Here is a 19,516-nt window from a genome sequence, read left to right on the forward strand (position 1 = left end):
GCCCAGCAAGGCGCGCCGCCGCCGAAGCGGCGTTCGTCGCGGTTCGCTGCCATGGTTGGCAGTCTGATGGCAGAATTGGCAGTCGACGCGGCCGTTGGCCGCGCTGCCGGAGCCCAATGCATGGATCAGCACGACGTCATCCCGATCGTTCCCGCTGCGCCGCCCGACGTGGGCGCGCTCGTCTCTTACCTCGAGCAGGACCCGCAGCCGATGATCGTGCTCGATCCGTCATACCGGATACTCGCCGCGAATACCGCGTATCAGCGGCAATTCGGCGTTGCCGGCGAGGCGCACGTCGGGCGCCGCTGCTACCAGGTCTCGCATCACTACGACGTGCCGTGCGACCAGGCGGGCGAGCACTGCCCGATGAAGCAGGCGAGCGAATCGCGCGGCCTGAACCGCGTGCTGCACATCCATCACACGCCGCGCGGGCCCGAGCACGTCGACGTCGAGCTGCGGCCGATCTTCGACGCGCAGGGCGCGGTGATCGCATACGTCGAGCGCCTGACGACCGTGCGCAGCGCGTCGGCCAAGCCGAGCGGCGAGGGGCTCGTCGGCGGCTCGGAGGCGTTCAACGCGGCGCTGTCCGCGCTGCAGCGCGTCGCGCCGTCGATGCTGCCGGTGCTGTTTCTCGGCGAATCGGGCACCGGCAAGGAGCTGTTCGCGCGCGCGCTGCACGAAGCGAGCGCGCGCCCGACGGGGCCGTTCGTCGTCGTCGATTGCTCGGGGATCGCCGAGACGCTGTTCGAAAGCGAGCTGTTCGGCTATGAGAAGGGCGCGTTCACCGGCGCGACCGCGCGCAAGCCCGGCCTCGTCGAAACCGCGCAGGGCGGCACGCTGTTTCTCGACGAGATCGGAGACGTGCCGCCGCCGATGCAGGTGAAGCTGCTGCGCCTCATCGAATCGGGGACGTTCCGGCGGGTGGGCGGCGTCGAGGTGCTGCGCGCGGATTTCCGGCTCGTCGCCGCGACTCACAAGCCGCTCAAGGAGATGATCGGCGACGGCCGGTTCCGGCAGGACCTGTACTACCGGATCAGCGCGTATCCGATTCCGCTGCCCGCCGTGCGCGAGCGCCCGGGCGACATTCCGCTCCTCGTCGATTCGATCCTGCGCCGGATCGCGGCGCTCGTGCCTGCAGCCGGGCAGCGCTTCGCGGTCGCGCCGGAAGCGCTCGCGCGGCTCGAAGCGTATGCGTGGCCGGGCAACATCCGCGAGCTGCGCAACGTGCTCGATCGCGCGTGCCTGTTCGCAGACGACGGCGTGATTCGCGTCGAGCATCTGCCCGACGAAGTCGCGCGCGCGGGCGAAGCGCCGGCGGGGCCCGGCGCGTCGGCGACGCTGTCCGACGACGAGCTCGCGCGGATCGCGCGCGCGTTCGACGGCACGCGGCGCGCGCTCGCCGAGCGCGTCGGGATGAGCGAGCGCACGTTGTACCGGCGGCTGCGCGCGCTCGGGATCGCGACGCGGGATGCGTGAGACCGGCCGGTCCGCGTGCGGGCGGGGCGCAATGCGGGCGCGGCTCGTTCGCGGGGCGACGGTGGGCCGATCGCGCATCGACGATCGTTCGGTGTGAGCGCGTGAAAGCGCGCGAGAACACGAGAACACGAGAAAGCGAGAAAGCCCGCACGTCGAATGCGACCGCCGTCGCGCCTCGTCGCCGGTTCCTGCCGCTATCCGCCGCTATCCGCCGCTTTCCGTCGCGTTCAGGCGGCGTCGATGCGCGTGAATTCGACGAGCTTGCCGCCGTCGCCGGCGGTCGCGTCGAACTGGTCGGCATACCAGCGGCTGCGGAAATCGCCGCTTTGCCCGGGCAGCAGCGTGCTCCGGCTGAAGCTCGACGATGCGTCGAACGATGCCGCCATGCTCCACACGGCGCCTTCGATCACGCGCGGGCTGCCGGCATTGAGCGAGACGGTCATTTCGCTGCCGTGCCGCTCGGCGGCCGGGATGTCCGTCCAGCGGCGCAGCGGCCCGAGCGCGGCCGACAGCAGATGCGCGAAGCCGAGCCGGTGGTGCCGGCCCCATGTCGGCCGATCGGCGAGTGCGCGCAGCGATTCGAGCGTGTCGTCGAATGCGGCGGCGACGATCGACCCGACCGCGGCCGGGGCCGGAATCCATGGCGACGGCTCGCCGCGCAGCGCGCGCGAGACGAGGCGCGTCGTCGCCAGCGCGCCGTTCTCGAAATAGGCGCGATACGGCTCGAATCGCGGCCCGTAGATCGCCGTCGCGAGCGCCTTGAAGAAGCGGTGCCAGACGAGCGCGGCGGGCGACGCGGGTTCGTCGCGGCAATCCCACGCGCGAAGCAGCGCAACCGCCTGCGCGACGCGCTCCCCCGCGCGCGCCGCATGTGCGTCGAGGAGCGGCAGCAGCATCGGCAGCAACTGCCGGGCGTGAAGATTGGCCGTGTCGCCGAGCACGGCTTGCATGTCGTCCACGGTCCACGTCGACTTCGCCTTCAGCAGCGCGTCGACGCGCCATGCGCGGAAGCTCGGGTTCCAGAGCAGCGTGAGCGCAGCGTCGTCGCGCTCGTCGGCGATCGGATTGTTGCAGTTGACGATGATGCCGCTCGGCGGATTGAGCACCTCGGGAAGCGCATCGAATTCGATGAAGCCGTCCCAATCGTTGGATGCGAGCGTGTGCGTGAGGCCGGCGCGGCGGCGCGGCACGCGTCCGACCGTCTTGAAGCCGATGTCGCCGCCGCGCGCCGCGAACATGAAATTCAGCGACAGGCTCTGAATGTCGGCGAGCGCATGCCTGAAACTCGACCAGTCGCGCGCCTTCGTCACCCCGAGCAGGCCGCGCACGTCGGGCGCGGCGAGCAGCCCGCTCCACGCGAGCACGACGTGCCGGCGCGCGTCGCGTTCGCCGTCGTGGCGGCAGAACGCGTCGACGCTCGGCCCGAGGCGCGTGAAATGCGCGCTCACGGCAACCGTGCCGCCGCCGCGCACGCGAATCTCGGCTTCGTGCACGCCGGGTTCGAACGCAGGATACAGCCCGGCGGCCGTCGACGAATCGACGACCAGCAAGTCCTGCACGTCGAGCTGCGAGTTCGTGATTCCCCATGCGATGTCCGCGTTGTGCCCGGAAATGAATCCGGGCAGGCCGGGCACGTTGACGCCGGATGCGTCGAAGCGGTTGTCGGGGTCCGTGCAGCGCAGTCGCGCCTGATGGAAGATCGCGGGCAGCATGAAGGGCAGATGCGGGTCGTTGCACAGGATCGGATAGCCGTTTTGCGTGTGCCGGCCGCTCACCACCCATGCGTTCGATCCCGTCGCGCTCGCCTGGCCGAGCACGGGCAGCAGCGCGCTCAGATCGACGGTGTGGCCGCACGCGCGGATCGGCACGTCGGCCGCATCGCGCGCGAGCGCGGCGCCCGTCAGCGTCGCGTAGTCGTGAACCGTCGTCCGGGCGCCGAGCGCGTCGACCGCGTCGGCGCGAAACGCGCGGCCGAGCTCGTGCATGAGCGCCTTGTATTTCGCGTTCATGCCGAGTTGCAGCGCCATCAGCTTCAGGACGGCGAACGTGTCGTCCGGCCGCCACGGTTCGGGCGAATAGCCGAGCAGGTCGAATTCGACCGGGCGACGGACGCGATCGCGCATGAGCCGCTCGATCGCGGCGTTCACGCCGTCGCAAAAAGCCGACAGCGACAGGCTGGCGTCGGCCCCGACGAGCCGTGCCGATTCGGCCGCGTAGTGGTCGAGCCGCAGCGTGCGGTGATAACGGTCGAGCGGCAGCGCGGGCGCGCCGAGGATTTCGGCGAGGCGTCCTGCCGCTTCGCGGCGCAGGATGTCCATTTGCCAGAGGCGATCGAGCGCCATCGCGTAGCCTTGCCCGAAATAGACGGCGGGCTCCGAGCGCGCGACGATGCAGGGCACGCCCGACCGGCCGCGCGTGATCGACACGCGCGCGTCGCGATACGCGAGCTCGACGGGACGGCCCTCGGCCAGCCGGTAGAACGGCCGCCGGGCGCGGGCCGATGCGAAGCACAACGCGGCGCGAAGGGTTCTGCTGACGTTCATGATCGACACCGGAAGAGGGGCGGACGAGGCCGCGGACGTGCGCTCGAGGCGCGACTTGCGGCGCGGCTCGAGGCGCGACGCGCCGGCGGGCGGGGCCGTCAGCGGTTCTGGACTTCGAGCCGGCCCGCCGGCGCGGGCTTGATCTGCGAGCCGACGGCGAACGTGAGCAGGCTGAGCAGCGCGATGAAGCCCATGCCGTAGAACATGGCGGCGCCGCCGTAGTGCAGCAGCACGAGGCCGCCAAGCCAGGGCCCGAGCAGGTTGCCGACGTTGCTGAGCGAATGCGCGCCGTAATAGATGCCGCGCAGCGGCTCGGGCGTGATGCTGTCGAGGACCGCGTATTCCGACGGGATCAGCAGCACTTCGCCCCACGTGAAGACGACCATCGACACGACGAGCGCGATCATGTTCGGCGAATTCGCGAAGCCGGCCGCGCCGATCGCGAGCAGGATCGCGCCGAGCGTGAGCGACGTGAACGGTCCGCGCCGTTCGCCGATGCGGTTCAGCAACGGCTGGCTCAAGACGACCGTGATCGCGTTCGTGCTCATCAGCCAGGCGAACATCTTGAGCCCGTCGTCGAACGCGCCGATCAGGTATTGCGAGAACGTGACCGACATTTCGCCGTGCACGGCGATCGCGAGCATGCTGCCCGCGGTGAAGAGGACGAGGCGCCGGTCGGTGCCGATGACGCGCAGCTTCGCGGCGAGCGGCAACTCGGAGGCGGCCGCTTCGTGCGGCGCGCGGCCGAACACGAGCCGGGCCGTGATCGCGTAGATCGCGATCGAGAACAGCAGGTAGACGGCGCCCGTGATGAGGAACACGGGGGATTTGTCGAGCAGGCCGAGCGACGCGCCGAGCAGCGGCCCGATCGCGAAGCCGATGTTGATCGCCACGTAGCGCCGCGCGAATGCGCGCAGCCGCTGCTCGGGCGGCAGATTGTCGCTGATGGTCGCTTTCGAGACCGGATCGTAGAACGAGCTCGCGAGATTGATGAAGAGGTTGATCACGAAGACCTGCCACGCGTCGGCCGCGAAATGAAGCGCGGCGAACGACAGGCTCGATACGAGCAGGCAGCCGGTCAGCACCTTGCGCCGGCCGAGCACGTCGGACAGATGGCCGCCGAAGAAGCCGCCGAACGTGCCGACGAGCGCGCCCGTGCCGAGCAGCAGGCCGATCGTCGCCGCGTCGAGCCCCATCCGTTCGTGCAGGTAGATCGCCAGAAACGGCAGGCTCATCGCGCGCGCCATCACGACGAAGCCGGTGCCGACGATCAGCAGCCAGACGAGGAGCGGGTGTCTTGCCTTTGCTTGACTCATGTATGTCTCATCGAAAACCGTTGAGGACCGGCCGTGCCGTACCGAGGCGGCGCACGCTCGCGCGATGCGGCGCATGCGCCGTCGCGCGAGCGTGCGCCGTGCCGCAGGTCCGGTATTGTACTCAGCGTTTTTGTGGTTGCGTAAGCTTGGCGTCGGCGAAGCGTCAGCTTTCGCCCGACAGGATTTCACGCACGATCGCGAGCGTGCGGTCGATGTCGTGCGCCGAATGGTGGTAGTGCGTCACGGCGCGGATGTTGCCGTGGCCGAGCTCCGCCATTCGAACGCCGCGCGCCGCGAGCGCGCCGAGAAAGCCGCGCTGTTCGAGCGACGCGTGCCGGACCTTGAAGAACACCATGTTGGTTTGCACGCGCTCGTGCGCGAGCTCGATGCCGTCGATCGCGGCCAGGCCGTCGGCGAGGCGCCGCGCGTGCGCGTGATCGTCGGCGAGGCGCTCGACCATCGTGCGCAGCGCGACGTCGCCGGCGGCCGTGACGACGCCGATCTGCCGCATGCCGCCGCCGAGCAGCTTGCGCCAGCGGCGCACGCGCGCGATCGTGTCGCGATCGGACACGACGATCGAGCCCGCGGGCGCGGCGAGACTTTTCGATAGGCAGAATTGCAGCGTGTCGCCGTATGCGGCGATGCGCTTCGCGTCGACGCCGAGCGCGATCGCCGCATTGAACACGCGCGCGCCGTCGATATGGAGCGCAAGGCAGTGCGCGTCGCAGAACGCGCGCAGCGCGTGCAGATAGTCGAGCGACAGCGGGGTGCCCCCCGTGCGCACGTGAGGCGTTTCGATCGCCACGATGCCGGGCGGCGCGCACTGCGTGTCGTCGGCGTCGCGCAGCGCGCCTTGCAGCGCGTCGAGCGGAATTTCGCCGCGCGCGTTCGTCGCGAGCGGGTGCAGGACGATGCCGCCGACCACGGACACTCCCCCCGCCTCGTAGTTGTAAAGGTCGGAATCGTCGCCGACGAACAGTTCCCTGCCGCGCTCGCACTGCGCGAGAATCGCGCTCAGATTGGCCATCGTGCCCGACGGCAGCCAGCAGGCGGCCTCCTTGCCGAGCAGGTCGGCCGCATACGATTCGAGCCGGTTGGTGCTGGGGTCTTCGCCATAGACGTCGTCGCCGACGTCGGCCTCGTACATCGCCTGGCGCATGGCTGCCGTGGGCAGGGTGACGGTGTCGCTCAGGAAGTCGAATTGGATGGGTTTGCCGCTCATGCTGGAATCAGCTCCTCGAGTTTTAGCGTGACGAGCCGCGCGATCGCTTGCGCGTGCCGGCTCTTGACGATGGAAAAATGGTCCGCGTCGACGTCGGTGACGGCGAGCTCGGGCAGCCGCGTGCGCCAGACGTCGGCGGATCGGCGCGCGGCTGCCGCTTGGGCGTCCCGCGCGGCCAGAAAGTAGTCGGCGGGGCCTTGCCACGCGGGCCGCGGCAGGTAGCCGGCGAGCCGGCGCAGGTTCGCCGCCGTGATCCGGTAGCGTTCGGTCAGCTCGTCGAGCGTGATCGCGGCCGGCAGGCGGCCGGTGTCGCGGCCGATCGTCCACAGGTGCCGCAGCGCGTCGCTTTCTTCGCCGTCGATGTCGCCGTCGGGCACGAGATGCTTCCATTGCGCGAGCTCGTCGGCGGCGAAGCCGAGATCGAGCGCGAAGGTCGCGAGCGCCTGGCGGCCGAGCGTTTCGCCGCCGGGCACGGACAGGTGCGTGTCGATGAGTCCGAGCCAGCGCACCTTCACGCCGTGCTTCTCGAGTTCGCCCGCCATCTCGAAGCCGACGACGCCGCCGAACGACCAGCCGAGCAGGCAAACCTCCGCGTGCTCGGCGCGCTCGAGCCATGCGCGCGCGTAGAGCGCGGCGAGCCCGGCCGCGCTGCCCGTCGTTTCCGCGGCGACGATCTCGCGCGTCTGCTGACAGCCCCAGACGACGCCGGGATAGTCGAGCGCGTTGACGAGGTCGCCGTAGCAGAGCGACGAGCCCCCGATGGGCGGCACGAGCAGCAGCGGCGCGACGGCGGCGGCGCCGTCGCGGAACCGCTCGACGGGCGGCTCGACGTCGTGCCCGGTGCGGGCGGCGTCGATTTCGCGCGCGAGCTGCTCGATGCTCGGGCTGCGAAACAGCATCGCCGCCGTCAACGGCACGGCGAAGCGCTTCGCCAGGTGGTCGAGCAGCTTGAGCGCCGTCAGCGAATGGCCGCCCATTTCGAAGAAGTGATCGTGCCGGCCGACGGGCGCGTAATCGAGCAGCGTCTGCCACGCGGCGGCGACGGCCGTTTCGGTCGGGCCGCGAGGCGGTTCGCTGTCGCGCGACGACGCGCGCGCATCGTCAGGCACGGGAAGCCGCTTGCGATCGAGCTTGCCGTTGGGGGTGAGGGGAAGGGCGTCGAGGAAGACGAACGCGGCGGGGATCATGTAGGCGGGGAGGAAGGCGGCGAGCGCGGCGCGCAGGTCGGCGGCGGAGGCGGCCTGGGGGTCGTGCGGGACGACGTAGGCGACGAGCTGGGCATCGCCGGCGCGCTCGAGGGCGATGACGGCGGCTTCGCGAACGCCGTCGCAGGCGCCGAGGCGCGCGTCGATCTCGCCGAGCTCGATGCGAAAGCCGCGGATCTTGACCTGATGGTCGAGTCGGCCGAGGAATTCGAGCTGTCCGTCGGGGAGCCATCGCACGAGGTCGCCGGTGCGGTAGAGGCGGCGCACGGGGGAGTCGTGGAGGGGGTTGTCGACGAAGCGCTCGGCGGTGAGCTCGGGCCGGCCGAGGTAGCCGCGCGCGAGGCCGGCGCCGCCGAGGAAGAGCTCGCCGGGCACGCCGACGGGCTGCAGTTGCCCAGCGGCGGAGAGGACGAAGGCCTGGGTGTTGGAGATGGGGGAGCCGATGGAGGGCCGGCCGCGCGGGGTGCGCAGGGCGCAGGTCGAATAGGTGGTGTCCTCGGAGGGGCCGTAGAGGTCGTAGACGCGCTCGACGCCGGCGTCGTAGAGGGCGTCGACGAGGCTCTGGCGCAGGGGTTCGCCGGCGAGGTTGACGGTGCGCACGGAGGCGGGGAGGCGGCCGGTCTGCAAGAGCGCGTGAATGGCGGAGGGGACGGAGTTGACGAGGCGGACGAGTCCGTCGGGGAGCTCGGGCAGGGCGAGGACGTCGCGCACGAGGACGATGCGACCGGCGGCGGCGAGGGTGGCGAAGATCTCGAAGACGGACAGGTCGAAGCAGACCGAGGTGGAGGCGAGGACGCCGTCGAACGACTCGGGGGGGAAGGCGCGGCGGGCCCAGTCGATGAAGGAGACGGCGTTGCGGTGCTCGATCATCACGCCCTTGGGGGAGCCGGTGGAGCCGGAGGTGTAGATGAGATAGGCGAGATGATGGGGGGCGAGGCCGACGTCGGCGGGGTCGGGGTTGTGATCCGGGGCGCGGCCGAGGCGGTCGACCAGGCCGGGATCGTCGAGGTGGACGACGTGGCGGACGGTGGAGCCGTCGTCGAGGGCGAAGGAGCGGGAGGCGATGACGCACTGTGCGCGGGAGTCGCGCAGCATGTAGTCGATGCGCTCGCGGGGGTAGGCGGGATCGAGGGGGAGATAGGCGGAGCCGGCCTTGAGGACGGCGAGCAGCGAGACGACGAGTTCGGTCGAGCGCTCGAGGCAGACGCCGACGAGGGAGTCTGGGGCGAGGCCGAGCGGCCGCAGCAGATGGGCGAGGCGGTTGGCGCGCGCGTTGAGCTCGCGGTAGGTGAGCGCGACGCCGTTGCAGTGGAGCGCGATGCGCTGGGGAAAGCGGTCGGCCTGTTCCTCGAAGAGGCGGTGGATGCAGGCGAGTTCGGGATAGGGGGCGGCGGTGCGGTTCCAGCGCTGGAGGAGCCGGCGTTCGTCGTCGGGGAGGAGGTCGAGCTGCGCGACGGGGGTGTCGGGTCGGCGCAGGGCGTCGGCGACGAGGCTGTCGAAGCGCTCGGCGAAGCGTGAGACGGTGTCGTGCTCGAAGAGCGCGCATGCATACTCCCAGACGAGGCGGAGGCGGCCGTCGGGCAGGGAGTCGATCTGGAGGCTGAGGTCGAACTTGGCGGGGATGACGGGGTTGCCGAGCGAGCGGGCGTGGAGGCCGGCGAGGTGCAGCGGGGGCGAGTCGTTGTTGTTCAGGGAGAGCATGACCTGAAACAACGGGGCATGGGCGAGGCTGCGCGCGGGGTTGATGGCGTCGACGAGCTGCTCGAAGGGGAGCTGCTGGTGCTCGTAGGCGTCGAGCAGGCGCTGCCGGGACTGCAGGAGCAGGGCGTGAAAGGAGAGGTCCGGGTCGACGCGGCTGCGCAGGACGAGGGTGTTGACGAAGAAGCCGACGATCGGCGCGAGCTCGGGGCGCGGGCGGTTGGCGACGGGGGAGCCGACGATGACGTCGGCGGTGCCGGAGAGCCTGGAGAGGAAAGCGGCGAAGGCGGCCTGGAGGACCATGAAGAGGGTGGCCTGCCGGGAGGAGGCGAACTGGAGGAGATCGCGGTGCCGGGAGGCGTCGAGGTGCCGGACGATCTGCCCGCTGCGATGATCGGCGAGGGCGGGCCGGGGGCGATCGAGGGGCAGGTTGTGGACGGTGGGCAGATCGTGCAGCGCCGCCGTCCAGTAGGCGAGATCGCGTTCGCGCGTCGGCGAGCGCGCGTCGCGGCGCTGCCAGCTTGCGTAGTCCTTGTACTGAATCCGCAGCGGCTCGAGCGGATTCGGCAGGCCTTGGACATAGGCGTTGTAGAGCTCGCCGATTTCGCGCGTCAGGACCCCCATCGACCAGCCGTCCGAGGCGATGTGGTGGAGCGTGACCAGCAGCACGTGCGTGCGCGGCGCGAGCCGCAGCAATGTCGCGCGCAGCATCCGGTCCGTGCTCAGATCGAACGGCGCTGCGGCTTCCTCGCGCGCGAGCTGCTCGGCGCGTGCAACGCGCGCGTCTTCCGCCTCGTCGCTCAGGTCGATGTGCGCAAGCTCGACGGCGCTCGCGCGCCGCACGATCTGCACGCAGTCGCCGTCGTCGTCGGTTCCGTAGACCGTGCGCAGCACTTCATGCCGCTCGAGCAGCGTGTCGAGCGTTCGCTCGAGCGCGCCCACGTTCAGATCGCCGTCGAGATGCAGCGCGACGGGCATGTTGTATTGTCCGCTCGCGGATTCGATCCGCTCCAGCATCCACAGGCGCTGCTGCGCGAACGACGCATGGCACACGTCCCGGTTCGAATCGATGCCGAGACGTTCAAGCAAGTCGAGAATCCGGCTCTTGTGCGTCTTCAGGTAGAGCTTGAGATCTTCCGGCAAGCCGTCGCGGCGAAACGCGATCTTCAGGTTGCCGTCGACGCGGTCGAGTTCGATGCCGCGATCGTGCAGGTCGATGAGGGTATTCAACAGATTCATAGGATGAGCTCGTCTTTTTCGGTGTCGTCGAGGGGCGACGGCCGCAGGGGCGTGTGCGCGACGGGCGCGGCTGGCGCGAGCGCGTCGAGCGCGCGGGCGAGTTCGCGAATCGTCGGGTGATTGAACGCGGTCATCACGGGCAACGTCACCTTCAGGCGATCGGCGACGGTCGCGATCATCCGGGTGGCCAGCAGCGAATGTCCGCCGAGTTCGAAGAAGTTTTCCGTCACGCCGATCGGCTCGCGTTGCAGCAGCGTTTGCCAGACGTCGCGCAGCATCGCTTCGGTGTCGTTCGCGGGCGGCGCGAGATGCGCGGCGGCGTGCGAGCGCTCGGCATCGTCAGGCACGGGAAGCCGCTTGCGGTCGAGCTTGCCGTTGGGAGTGAGGGGAAGGGCGTCGAGGAAGACGAACGCGGCGGGGATCATGTAGGCGGGGAGGAAGGCGGCGAGCGCGGCGCGCAGGTTGGCGGCGGAGGCGGCCTGGGGGTCGTGCGGGACGACGTAGGCGACGAGCTGGGCATCGCCGGCGCGCTCGAGGGCGATGACGGCGGCTTCGCGAACGCCGTCGCAGGCGCCGAGGCGCGCGTCGATCTCGCCGAGCTCGATGCGAAAGCCGCGGATCTTGACCTGGTGATCGAGTCGGCCGAGGAATTCGAGCTGTCCGTCGGGGAGCCATCGCACGAGGTCGCCGGTGCGGTAGAGGCGGCGCACGGGGGAGTCGTGGAGGGGGTTGTCGACGAAGCGCTCGGCGGTGAGCTCGGGCCGGCCGAGGTAGCCGCGCGCGAGGCCGGCGCCGCCGAGGAAGAGCTCGCCGGGCACGCCGACGGGCTGCAGTTGCCCGGCGGCGGAGAGGACGAAGGCCTGGGTGTTGGAGATGGGGGAGCCGATGGAGGGCCGGCCGCGCGGGGTGCGCAGGGCGCAGGTCGAATAGGTGGTGTCCTCGGAGGGGCCGTAGAGGTCGTAGACGCGCTCGACGCCGGCGTCGTAGAGGGCGTCGACGAGGCTCTGGCGCAGGGGTTCGCCGGCGAGGTTGACGGTGCGCACGGAGGCGGGGAGGCGGCCGGTCTGCAAGAGCGCGTGAATGGCGGAGGGGACGGAGTTGACGAGGCGGACGAGTCCGTCGGGGAGCTCGGGCAGGGCGAGGACGTCGCGCACGAGGACGATGCGACCGGCGGCGGCGAGGGTGGCGAAGATCTCGAAGACGGACAGGTCGAAGCAGACCGAGGTGGAGGCGAGGACGCCGTCGAACGACTCGGGGGGGAAGGCGCGGCGGGCCCAGTCGATGAAGGAGACGGCGTTGCGGTGCTCGATCATCACGCCCTTGGGGGAGCCGGTGGAGCCGGAGGTGTAGATGAGATAGGCGAGATGATGGGGGGCGAGGCCGACGTCGGCGGGGTCGGGGTTGTGATCCGGGGCGCGGCCGAGGCGGTCGACCAGGCCGGGATCGTCGAGGTGGACGACGTGGCGGACGGTGGAGCCGTCGTCGAGGGCGAAGGAGCGGGAGGCGATGACGCACTGTGCGCGGGAGTCGCGCAGCATGTAGTCGATGCGCTCGCGGGGGTAGGCGGGATCGAGGGGGAGATAGGCGGAGCCGGCCTTGAGGACGGCGAGCAGCGAGACGACGAGTTCGGTCGAGCGCTCGAGGCAGACGCCGACGAGGGAGTCTGGGGCGAGGCCGAGCGGCCGCAGCAGATGGGCGAGGCGGTTGGCGCGCGCGTTGAGCTCGCGGTAGGTGAGCGCGACGCCGTTGCAGTGGAGCGCGATGCGCTGGGGAAAGCGGTCGGCCTGTTCCTCGAAGAGGCGGTGGATGCAGGCGAGTTCGGGATAGGGGGCGGCGGTGCGGTTCCAGCGCTGGAGGAGCCGGCGTTCGTCGTCGGGGAGGAGGTCGAGCTGCGCGACGGGGGTGTCGGGTCGGCGCAGGGCGTCGGCGACGAGGCTGTCGAAGCGCTCGGCGAAGCGTGAGACGGTGTCGTGCTCGAAGAGCGCGCATGCATACTCCCAGACGAGGCGGAGGCGGCCGTCGGGCAGGGAGTCGATCTGGAGGCTGAGGTCGAACTTGGCGGGGATGACGGGGTTGCCGAGCGAGCGGGCGTGGAGGCCGGCGAGGTGCAGCGGGGGCGAGTCGTTGTTGTTCAGGGAGAGCATGACCTGAAACAACGGGGCATGGGCGAGGCTGCGCGCGGGGTTGATGGCGTCGACGAGCTGCTCGAAGGGGAGCTGCTGGTGCTCGTAGGCGTCGAGCAGGCGCTGCCGGGACTGCAGGAGCAGGGCGTGAAAGGAGAGGTCCGGGTCGACGCGGCTGCGCAGGACGAGGGTGTTGACGAAGAAGCCGACGATCGGCGCGAGCTCGGGGCGCGGGCGGTTGGCGACGGGGGAGCCGACGATGACGTCGGCGGTGCCGGAGAGCCTGGAGAGGAAAGCGGCGAAGGCGGCCTGGAGGACCATGAAGAGGGTGGCCTGCCGGGAGGAGGCGAACTGGAGGAGATCGCGGTGCCGGGAGGCGTCGAGGTGCCGGACGATCTGCCCGCTGCGATGATCGGCGAGGGCGGGCCGGGGGCGATCGAGGGGCAGGTTGTGGACGGTGGGCAGATCGTGCAGCGCCGCCGTCCAGTAGGCGAGATCGCGTTCGCGCGTCGGCGAATCATCGTCGCGGGCGGCGGCCGCGCCGGCCGATGCCGGCGCCGACAGGCGCGCGCGGTCGAGCGTGCCGTCGAGCGCGAGCGGCAGCGCGGGCAGCACGACGATCGCGTCGGGCGCGAGCTCGGCGGGCAAGGCCGCACCTGCGTCACGCAACAAGTCGGGCGTCGACAGGATCGCGCCCGCGCGCGGCGTGACGTAAGCGACGCGCTCGTGACCGGTGTCGCCCGCGGTGCGCCGAAGGATCGCGATTGCGTCGCTTACGCCGTCTTGCGCCGACAGCCAGGCTTCGACGTGCCGCGCGCCGGCCCAGGAACCGTAGCCGCGCGTCGGCGCGTCGGCGCGTCCGAGATATTCGACGACGCCGTCGGCGCGCCAGCGCGCGAGGTCGCCGGTATCGCGCGGCCCGCGGCGCTCGTCGACGTCGGGGTGCTCGCCGACGTCGGGGCGAACGGAGTCGACGTGCGGCGCGTTCGCATCCCGCCGCGCCGATGCGGGCGTGCGCGCATCGCCGACGTACACGCGCCCGGCGATCCCGGGCGGCACGGGCCGCTTGCGCGCATCCAGTATCTGCAGCGTGACGCCGTCCGCCGGACAGCCGAGCACGCACGTTTCGTCGCTCGACGGCTCCGTCGCCGCGCTAAGCGTCCACGCGGCGACGGGACCGGCGAACGCGTTCGCGTCATGGAGCGCGACGACGCGCAAGTGCGGATATTTGTCGAGCCATGGCGCGATACGGCGCGCACTCGCCGGCTCGCCTTCCAGGAATACGTGCCGCACGCCCGACAATTCCCGATGCCGCTCGGCGTCGACGAGTGCGTGGAAGAAGCTCGGCGCGACGTTCAACACGGTGATGCCGCGCGCGGCGATCTCGCGGAGCACGGCGTCGGGATCGAAGCGCGCGTCGCTGAAATGCACCTGCGCGCCGATCAGCAGCGGCGTCAGGATGTGCTTTTGCGCGGCTGCCGTATCGAAGCTCGTCGTCACGAGGAAGCGGTCCGCTGCGTCGAGCGAGAACGCCCGGGCGTACCAGCGCGCGACGTCGCGCAGGTCGCGATGAGTCGCGACGACGGCGTGCGCAACGCCGCCTGACGGGCGGGTGACGAAGGCCGGAAGGCCGGAATCGAAAGCGCCTGCGCCTGCGTCGGATTCGACGGATTCGACGGATTCGACGGATTCGACGGATTCGGCGGATTCGGCGGATTCGACGTCTCGCGAGCTCGCCGCGTGGTGCGGCACGCTTTGCGCCAGGTCTTGCGCCGCGTCCGCGTCGAGCTTCAGCGCCGGCGTGTCCGAGCCGTCGAGATACGCGGAGAGCGCCGCCTGCACGAGCGTCGCGCCGGGCGCGAAATCGCGCAGCCGCGCGCTCAGCTCCGCGGGCGGCCTCGCCGGGTCGAGGATCGTATAGGCGGCGCCCGTTTCCAGCACGCCGAGGATGCCGGCGACCAGATCGGCCCCCGGGCCGGCGTAAATCGCGACGCGATCGAGCGGTCCGATGCCGAGCGCTCGCAGTCGTCGCGCGACGTCGGCCGCGCGAGACGCGAGCTCGGCGTACCGCATCGGCGCATCGCCGGACTGGACGGCCGGCGCGTCGGGCTCGGCCGCCGCGCGCGCGAAGAAGGCCTGATGCGCGAGCGGACCTGTCGCGTTGATCGCGGCGCCGCGCTCCCATTGTTCGAGCAGGCGTGCGCGTTGCGCGGGCGGGAGCGGGTCGAGCTCGTCGAGCGCAGCGTCGGCCGCGCTCGCGCCGAGCTGCGACACGACGTGAAGCCACTGTTCGACGAACGCGTCGAGCGCCTGCCGGGAAAAGAGTCCGGCCGCCGCGCGCGCGGCGACGCATGCACCCTCGCCCGAGATCGCGAACGCGATGGCGAGTTGCGCATCCGGAAGCGCGTGCGGGTCGGGGGGCGTCTGCGTCGCCGCGATCACGACATGCGGCCAGGCGTCGACCGGGCCGCCGGGATGCGCGAGCCAGCCGTCGCTGTCCGCGAGCAATTCGCCGACCGTCTGCCGGCCGGGCGGCGTCGTCGACAGCGCCGAGTACGTCGCCGCGCGCACGTCGTGCGTGAGCGCAAGCGCGAGCGCCGTTGCGCTTGCGGCATGTTCGGTGATGCGCGCCACCAGCACGCGCGCCGCCGAGACGAAAAGCGCCCGCGGATCGACCGACAGGCGTTGCGCCTGCTCGGCGAGCCGCGCGAGCCAGTCGCCGTCGAGCGGGCGGCGGCAGTGCGCTTGCTCCGCGCCCGCCGCGCGCGGCAGCGTGTGGGTGAGGTCGAGCCACGCGGGCCGTGCGGCGGGGGGCTTGCCGAGTCTCGAGATCAACGCGCGCTTGAAGTTCGGCGCGCCCGTTCGAATGGTCGTGCTCATAGGTGTTCTCTTTCGCGAATGGGGCGGACTAATGGCTGGCGAGTTGCTGCACGGCGAGCCGTCGCATCTGTTCCGCTTCGCGCCAGATGTCCTGTCTGCGGCGCAAAGCGGCTTCGTCGTCGGCGAGCGCGTGGCATGCCCGCGCGACGCCGTGATTCAGGTCCGCGGCGCCGGGGCCGCCGCCGAACCGGTGGCTTTGCGCCCAATGGAGCGGACGGCGCGACATGAAGTCGGGCTCGAGCGCGGCGAGCGCGTCGTAGCTCGACCGCCCGTGCGCGACGCTGTCGCGCACCGCCTGCGCGACTTGCGTGTGCGCGGTGCGGAAATCGAGCGACTGGCGCGCGACGAGCGATTCCGACACGGCCATCGCGGCGACCGCGGTCTCCTTCAGATGGTCGTCGATTCGTTCGCTCGCGGCGTCGAGCCCGTCGATCAGCAGCGCGGCGATCGTCGCCGCTTCCACGATCGCCGTGCATGCTTGCGCGATGAGGCCGTTCATCGGCGAGCCCGCTTCGAACGAATTCGTATACGGCGTTTTGCCGAGCGTCGCGGTGCAGCTCGCGAGCGCGCCGAGCGGAACGCCCGCGCGGCTCTTGACGAATTCGACGAGGAATGGATTCTTCTTTTGCGGCAGCATCGACGAGCCGCCCGTCAGCCCGTCGGGGAGCGACACCAGTGCGAACTCGGCGGTGGTCCAGATCTGCAGGTCCTGCGCGATGCGCGAGAGCATCACGCCGATCGCGTTCGCGGCCGACAGGAAATGCAGCACGCCGCTGCGGTTGGCCACGGCGTCGAGACTGTTCGACGCCGGCTGCTCGAAGCCGAGCAGCTTGCACACGAGCTCCGGATCGATCGGCAAGGTCGTGCCGCCGCCCGCGCCTGCGCCGAGCGGGCACACGTCGACGTGCCGATAGAGCGCGAGAAGCGCGCGGCATTCGTTCGCGAGCGCTTCGTCGTAGGCGAGAAGCTGATGCGCGAACGTGCCCGGCAGCGCCGGCTGATACTGGCTGTAGATCGGAAACGCCCGGTCGACGTTCGCCGACGCCTTGAAGACGAGGCTGCGCCGCAGGTGCCACAGCGCGTCGAACACGCGCGATGTCGCGTCGCGCAGATGCAGCTTCGTCGTGGCCGCGTTGATGTCGTTGCGCGACCGGCCCGTTTGCAGCACGCCGCCGACTTCCTCGCCGAGCGTGTCGATCAGGTAGCGCTCGACGAGCATGTAGAGGCCGCGCGGCCGCGGTCGCGCGAGAAGCGGCGCATAGCGTTGCGCTCTCAGGCTCTGATGCGCGAGCAGAAGCGGCTTGATCCTGTCGAGTCCGACGACGTGCGTCGCGCCGAGCATCACGAGATGCGCCTCGTTCAGATCGAACAGGTAGTCGAGCTCGGCGAGCGGCGCGTCCTCGTCCGCGCCGCCGTAGACGATCGCCTGCACGTGCGCGGGCAGGCCGGGTTTCACGGCATCGGCGGCATGCGGCGCGGCCGCGTTCGCCGACGCGTCGGCGTCGATGTCGACGCGCAGTTCGGCGACCGCGCGATCGGCGAGCGCCTCGACCGATTCGCGATCGTCGCCCGCGCAGACGACGGCCGCGATGCGGTCGCGGAAGCTGCCTTCGAGCCGCAGCGCGTCGCCCGGCCGCGCGATCGGGTGGAAGTGCCTGAGCTCGGGGGCCGCGGCGACGTCGGGCGGCAGCGCGAGCGGGCCGCGCAGCACGCCTTCGCGCGCCGGCAGCGCGAAGCGGATCGCACCGTAGCGTTTCGCGGTGAGATCGGCAAAGGCGGTGGCGCCCAGCCACATGTCGAGGATGTGGTCGAGCAGATCGGCGTCGAATACCTCGCCGAGGAGGACGGGAATGAGCCCGCCCGCGAGCCGCGGATTGATCTCGATGATCGTCACCGCGTCGTCGCGCATGCGCAGCTCGGTATGGGCGGGGCCGAACGCGTAGCCGACCGCGTCGAGCGCACGCAGCACGGTGCTCTCGATGCGCTCCCGTTGCCGGCTCGACAGCGGCGCCGGGTAGTCGTGGCCGATCTCGACGAAGAGCGGCTCGGGCCCGAGCCGCTTCCTGACGACGCCGACGATTTGCGTCTTGCCGCCGATCGTCAGCGTTTCGACCGAATACTCGTCGCCTTCGACGTAGGCTTGCGCGAGGGCCGCGTGGGTGCCGGCGCGGCGCAGGCTGTCGCAGTGCTCGAATACTTCGTCCGCGTTTTCGCAACGGCGCACGCCGACGCTGCCCGATCCCATTCTCGGCTTGACGACGGCCGGATAGGCGAGGCCGTCGAGCCGGGGCGCGGCGGCCTCGTCGAGCGTCAGCGCGAGCGTGCGCGGCGCGTCGATGCCGCGTTCGGCGAGCACGTCCGCGAGCCGCTTCTTGTCGCGGCAGATGCGCGTCGCATCGGTGTTCGCGGTCGGCAGCCCGAGCCGCCGCGCGACTTCGCCCGCGACCTCGATGTAAAACTCGGACGACGAAAAAACGGCGACGACGCCGCCGAGCGAGGATACGAAACGGTGAACGGCGTCGGCGTCGCTCGTATCGATCGAGACCGTCACGACTCGGGTCGTGTCGAGAAACGGATACTTGTCGCGGTTCGCCGTGAGGAAGTAGGGCGTGAGGCCGCGATGCAGCGCCTTGCGGATGAAGAGCTCGCCCGTGCCGGTCGTGTTGCTCTCGATGAAGACAAAGATGCCCGTCATGTTGTGTACAGAACGTCGGTGGAAGGGGAGGGGCGAGCGCGCGGCCCGCGCGTCACGCGCCGGGCGCTTGCAGGTTTTGCCGCTCGGCGAGCGGCTTGCGCTGCCAGTCGATGCAGCTCCATTCGTCCGCGGCGATCACCTGATCGAGCCGGTCGACGGCGACGGGCGCGTCGCGCGGCACGTCGGCGATCTCGTCGTGCTCTTTCAGCCACCGCTCGTCGAAGATCGTGTCCTGGTAGCGATAGCCGGTATCGGGCGCGATGAACAGGATCTTGCGATCGGGCTGGCGGGCGGCCTTGTAGTGCGCGACCCGGTAGGCGGCGCCGCTCGTCGGGCCGCAGAAGAGGCCGTGGCGCGCATGCAGCTCGATTGCCGCGCGGTTCGCCTGCGGGCTCGTCAGCCAATGGATCTCGTCGAACTGCGAGTGATCGAGAATCTTCGGCATGATGCTGTTGCCGAGGCCCCGTAGCGTGCGCTTGCCGTCCGGCAAGCCAAACAGCACGCTGTTGAACGTGTCGACGCCCGTCACGCGGATTGCGTCGCTGTGGCGGCGCAGGTGCGTCGCGAGGCCGACCGACGAGCCGCCGGAGCCGACGCATGCAACGAGGTCGAACGCCGGTCCCGCCTCCGCGAGCAGCGTGTCGGCGAGCGCGCGGTACGCGTCGGGATTCTGCGGATTGTCGTACTGGCGAACCCAGAACGCGTTCGGATGCGCTTCGAGCAGTTGCGCGATGCGTGCGAGCCGCAGGCGCTGGAATGCGCCGAACGCGTCCGGCTTCTCGATGATGTCGACTTCCGCGCCGAGGTTGCGCAGCATGCCGCGCAATTTCGGGTCGATCGCCGGATCGCCGACGATCCGCAGCTTCAGCCCGTGCTCACGGCACACGACGGCGAGGCCGAGCGCGAAATTGCCGCTCGACGATTCGATGACGAGCGAATCGCGGTTGATGCGCCCGTCGCGCAGCGCCTGCTCGATGATGTGCTTGGCCGGAATCACTTTCATGACTTCGAGCGCGACGGCGTAGAGATTGGGCGAGATCTGGACGATGCGCGGTTCCGCCATCGCATCGGACACCTTCTCCTGCGTTTTCCTGATCGATGCTGCGTCGTATGTCATGA

The 19,516-nt window shown here is 70.4% G+C and carries 8 protein-coding genes; 1 reads left to right on the plus strand and 7 read right to left on the minus strand.

Annotated elements, in window-relative coordinates; genetic code table 11:
• The first annotated feature begins 120 nt into the window (after positions 1-120).
• On the plus strand, positions 121-1,476 hold the full coding sequence (locus WT60_RS10090; RefSeq protein ID WP_060355623.1) for a sigma 54-interacting transcriptional regulator: 1,356 nt from the start codon (positions 121-123) through the stop codon (positions 1,474-1,476).
• Between the two features lie 227 nt (positions 1,477-1,703).
• On the opposite strand, the gene WT60_RS10095 is transcribed toward WT60_RS10090, so the two are convergent.
• From WT60_RS10095 to WT60_RS10125, 7 genes are all read right to left on the minus strand, one after another.
• Positions 1,704-4,019: a penicillin acylase family protein gene (locus WT60_RS10095; RefSeq protein WP_082759305.1), complete on the minus strand. Its 2,316-nt coding sequence runs from the start codon at positions 4,017-4,019 to the stop codon at positions 1,704-1,706.
• Between the two features lie 98 nt (positions 4,020-4,117).
• Complete coding sequence (locus tag WT60_RS10100; RefSeq protein ID WP_009927591.1) at positions 4,118-5,335, minus strand: MFS transporter; 1,218 nt, start codon at positions 5,333-5,335, stop codon at positions 4,118-4,120.
• A gap of 163 nt (positions 5,336-5,498) precedes the next feature.
• Positions 5,499-6,557, minus strand: coding sequence for a GntG family PLP-dependent aldolase (locus tag WT60_RS10105; RefSeq protein WP_060355621.1), 1,059 nt, complete (start codon positions 6,555-6,557; stop codon positions 5,499-5,501).
• Positions 6,554-10,699, minus strand: coding sequence for a non-ribosomal peptide synthetase (locus tag WT60_RS10110; RefSeq protein WP_060355620.1), 4,146 nt, complete (start codon positions 10,697-10,699; stop codon positions 6,554-6,556). The genes WT60_RS10105 and WT60_RS10110 overlap by 4 nt, the downstream gene beginning before the upstream one ends.
• A complete protein-coding gene (locus WT60_RS10115) occupies positions 10,696-15,702 on the minus strand; it encodes a non-ribosomal peptide synthetase (protein ID WP_060355619.1) in 5,007 nt (1,668 codons plus the stop codon). The genes WT60_RS10110 and WT60_RS10115 overlap by 4 nt, the downstream gene beginning before the upstream one ends.
• A gap of 28 nt (positions 15,703-15,730) precedes the next feature.
• Entirely contained in the window at positions 15,731-18,397 is a 2,667-nt protein-coding gene (locus tag WT60_RS10120; RefSeq protein WP_060355618.1) for a lyase family protein, read from the minus strand.
• 52 nt (positions 18,398-18,449) lie between these two features.
• Positions 18,450-19,514 (minus strand): cysteine synthase family protein, encoded by a 1,065-nt coding sequence (locus tag WT60_RS10125; RefSeq protein ID WP_038742856.1) that lies wholly within the window; start codon positions 19,512-19,514, stop codon positions 18,450-18,452.
• Positions 19,515-19,516: the final 2 nt, after the last annotated feature.

Source organism: Burkholderia sp. MSMB617WGS (assembly GCF_001532025.2).
Classification (GTDB): Bacteria; Pseudomonadota; Gammaproteobacteria; order Burkholderiales; family Burkholderiaceae; genus Burkholderia; species Burkholderia savannae.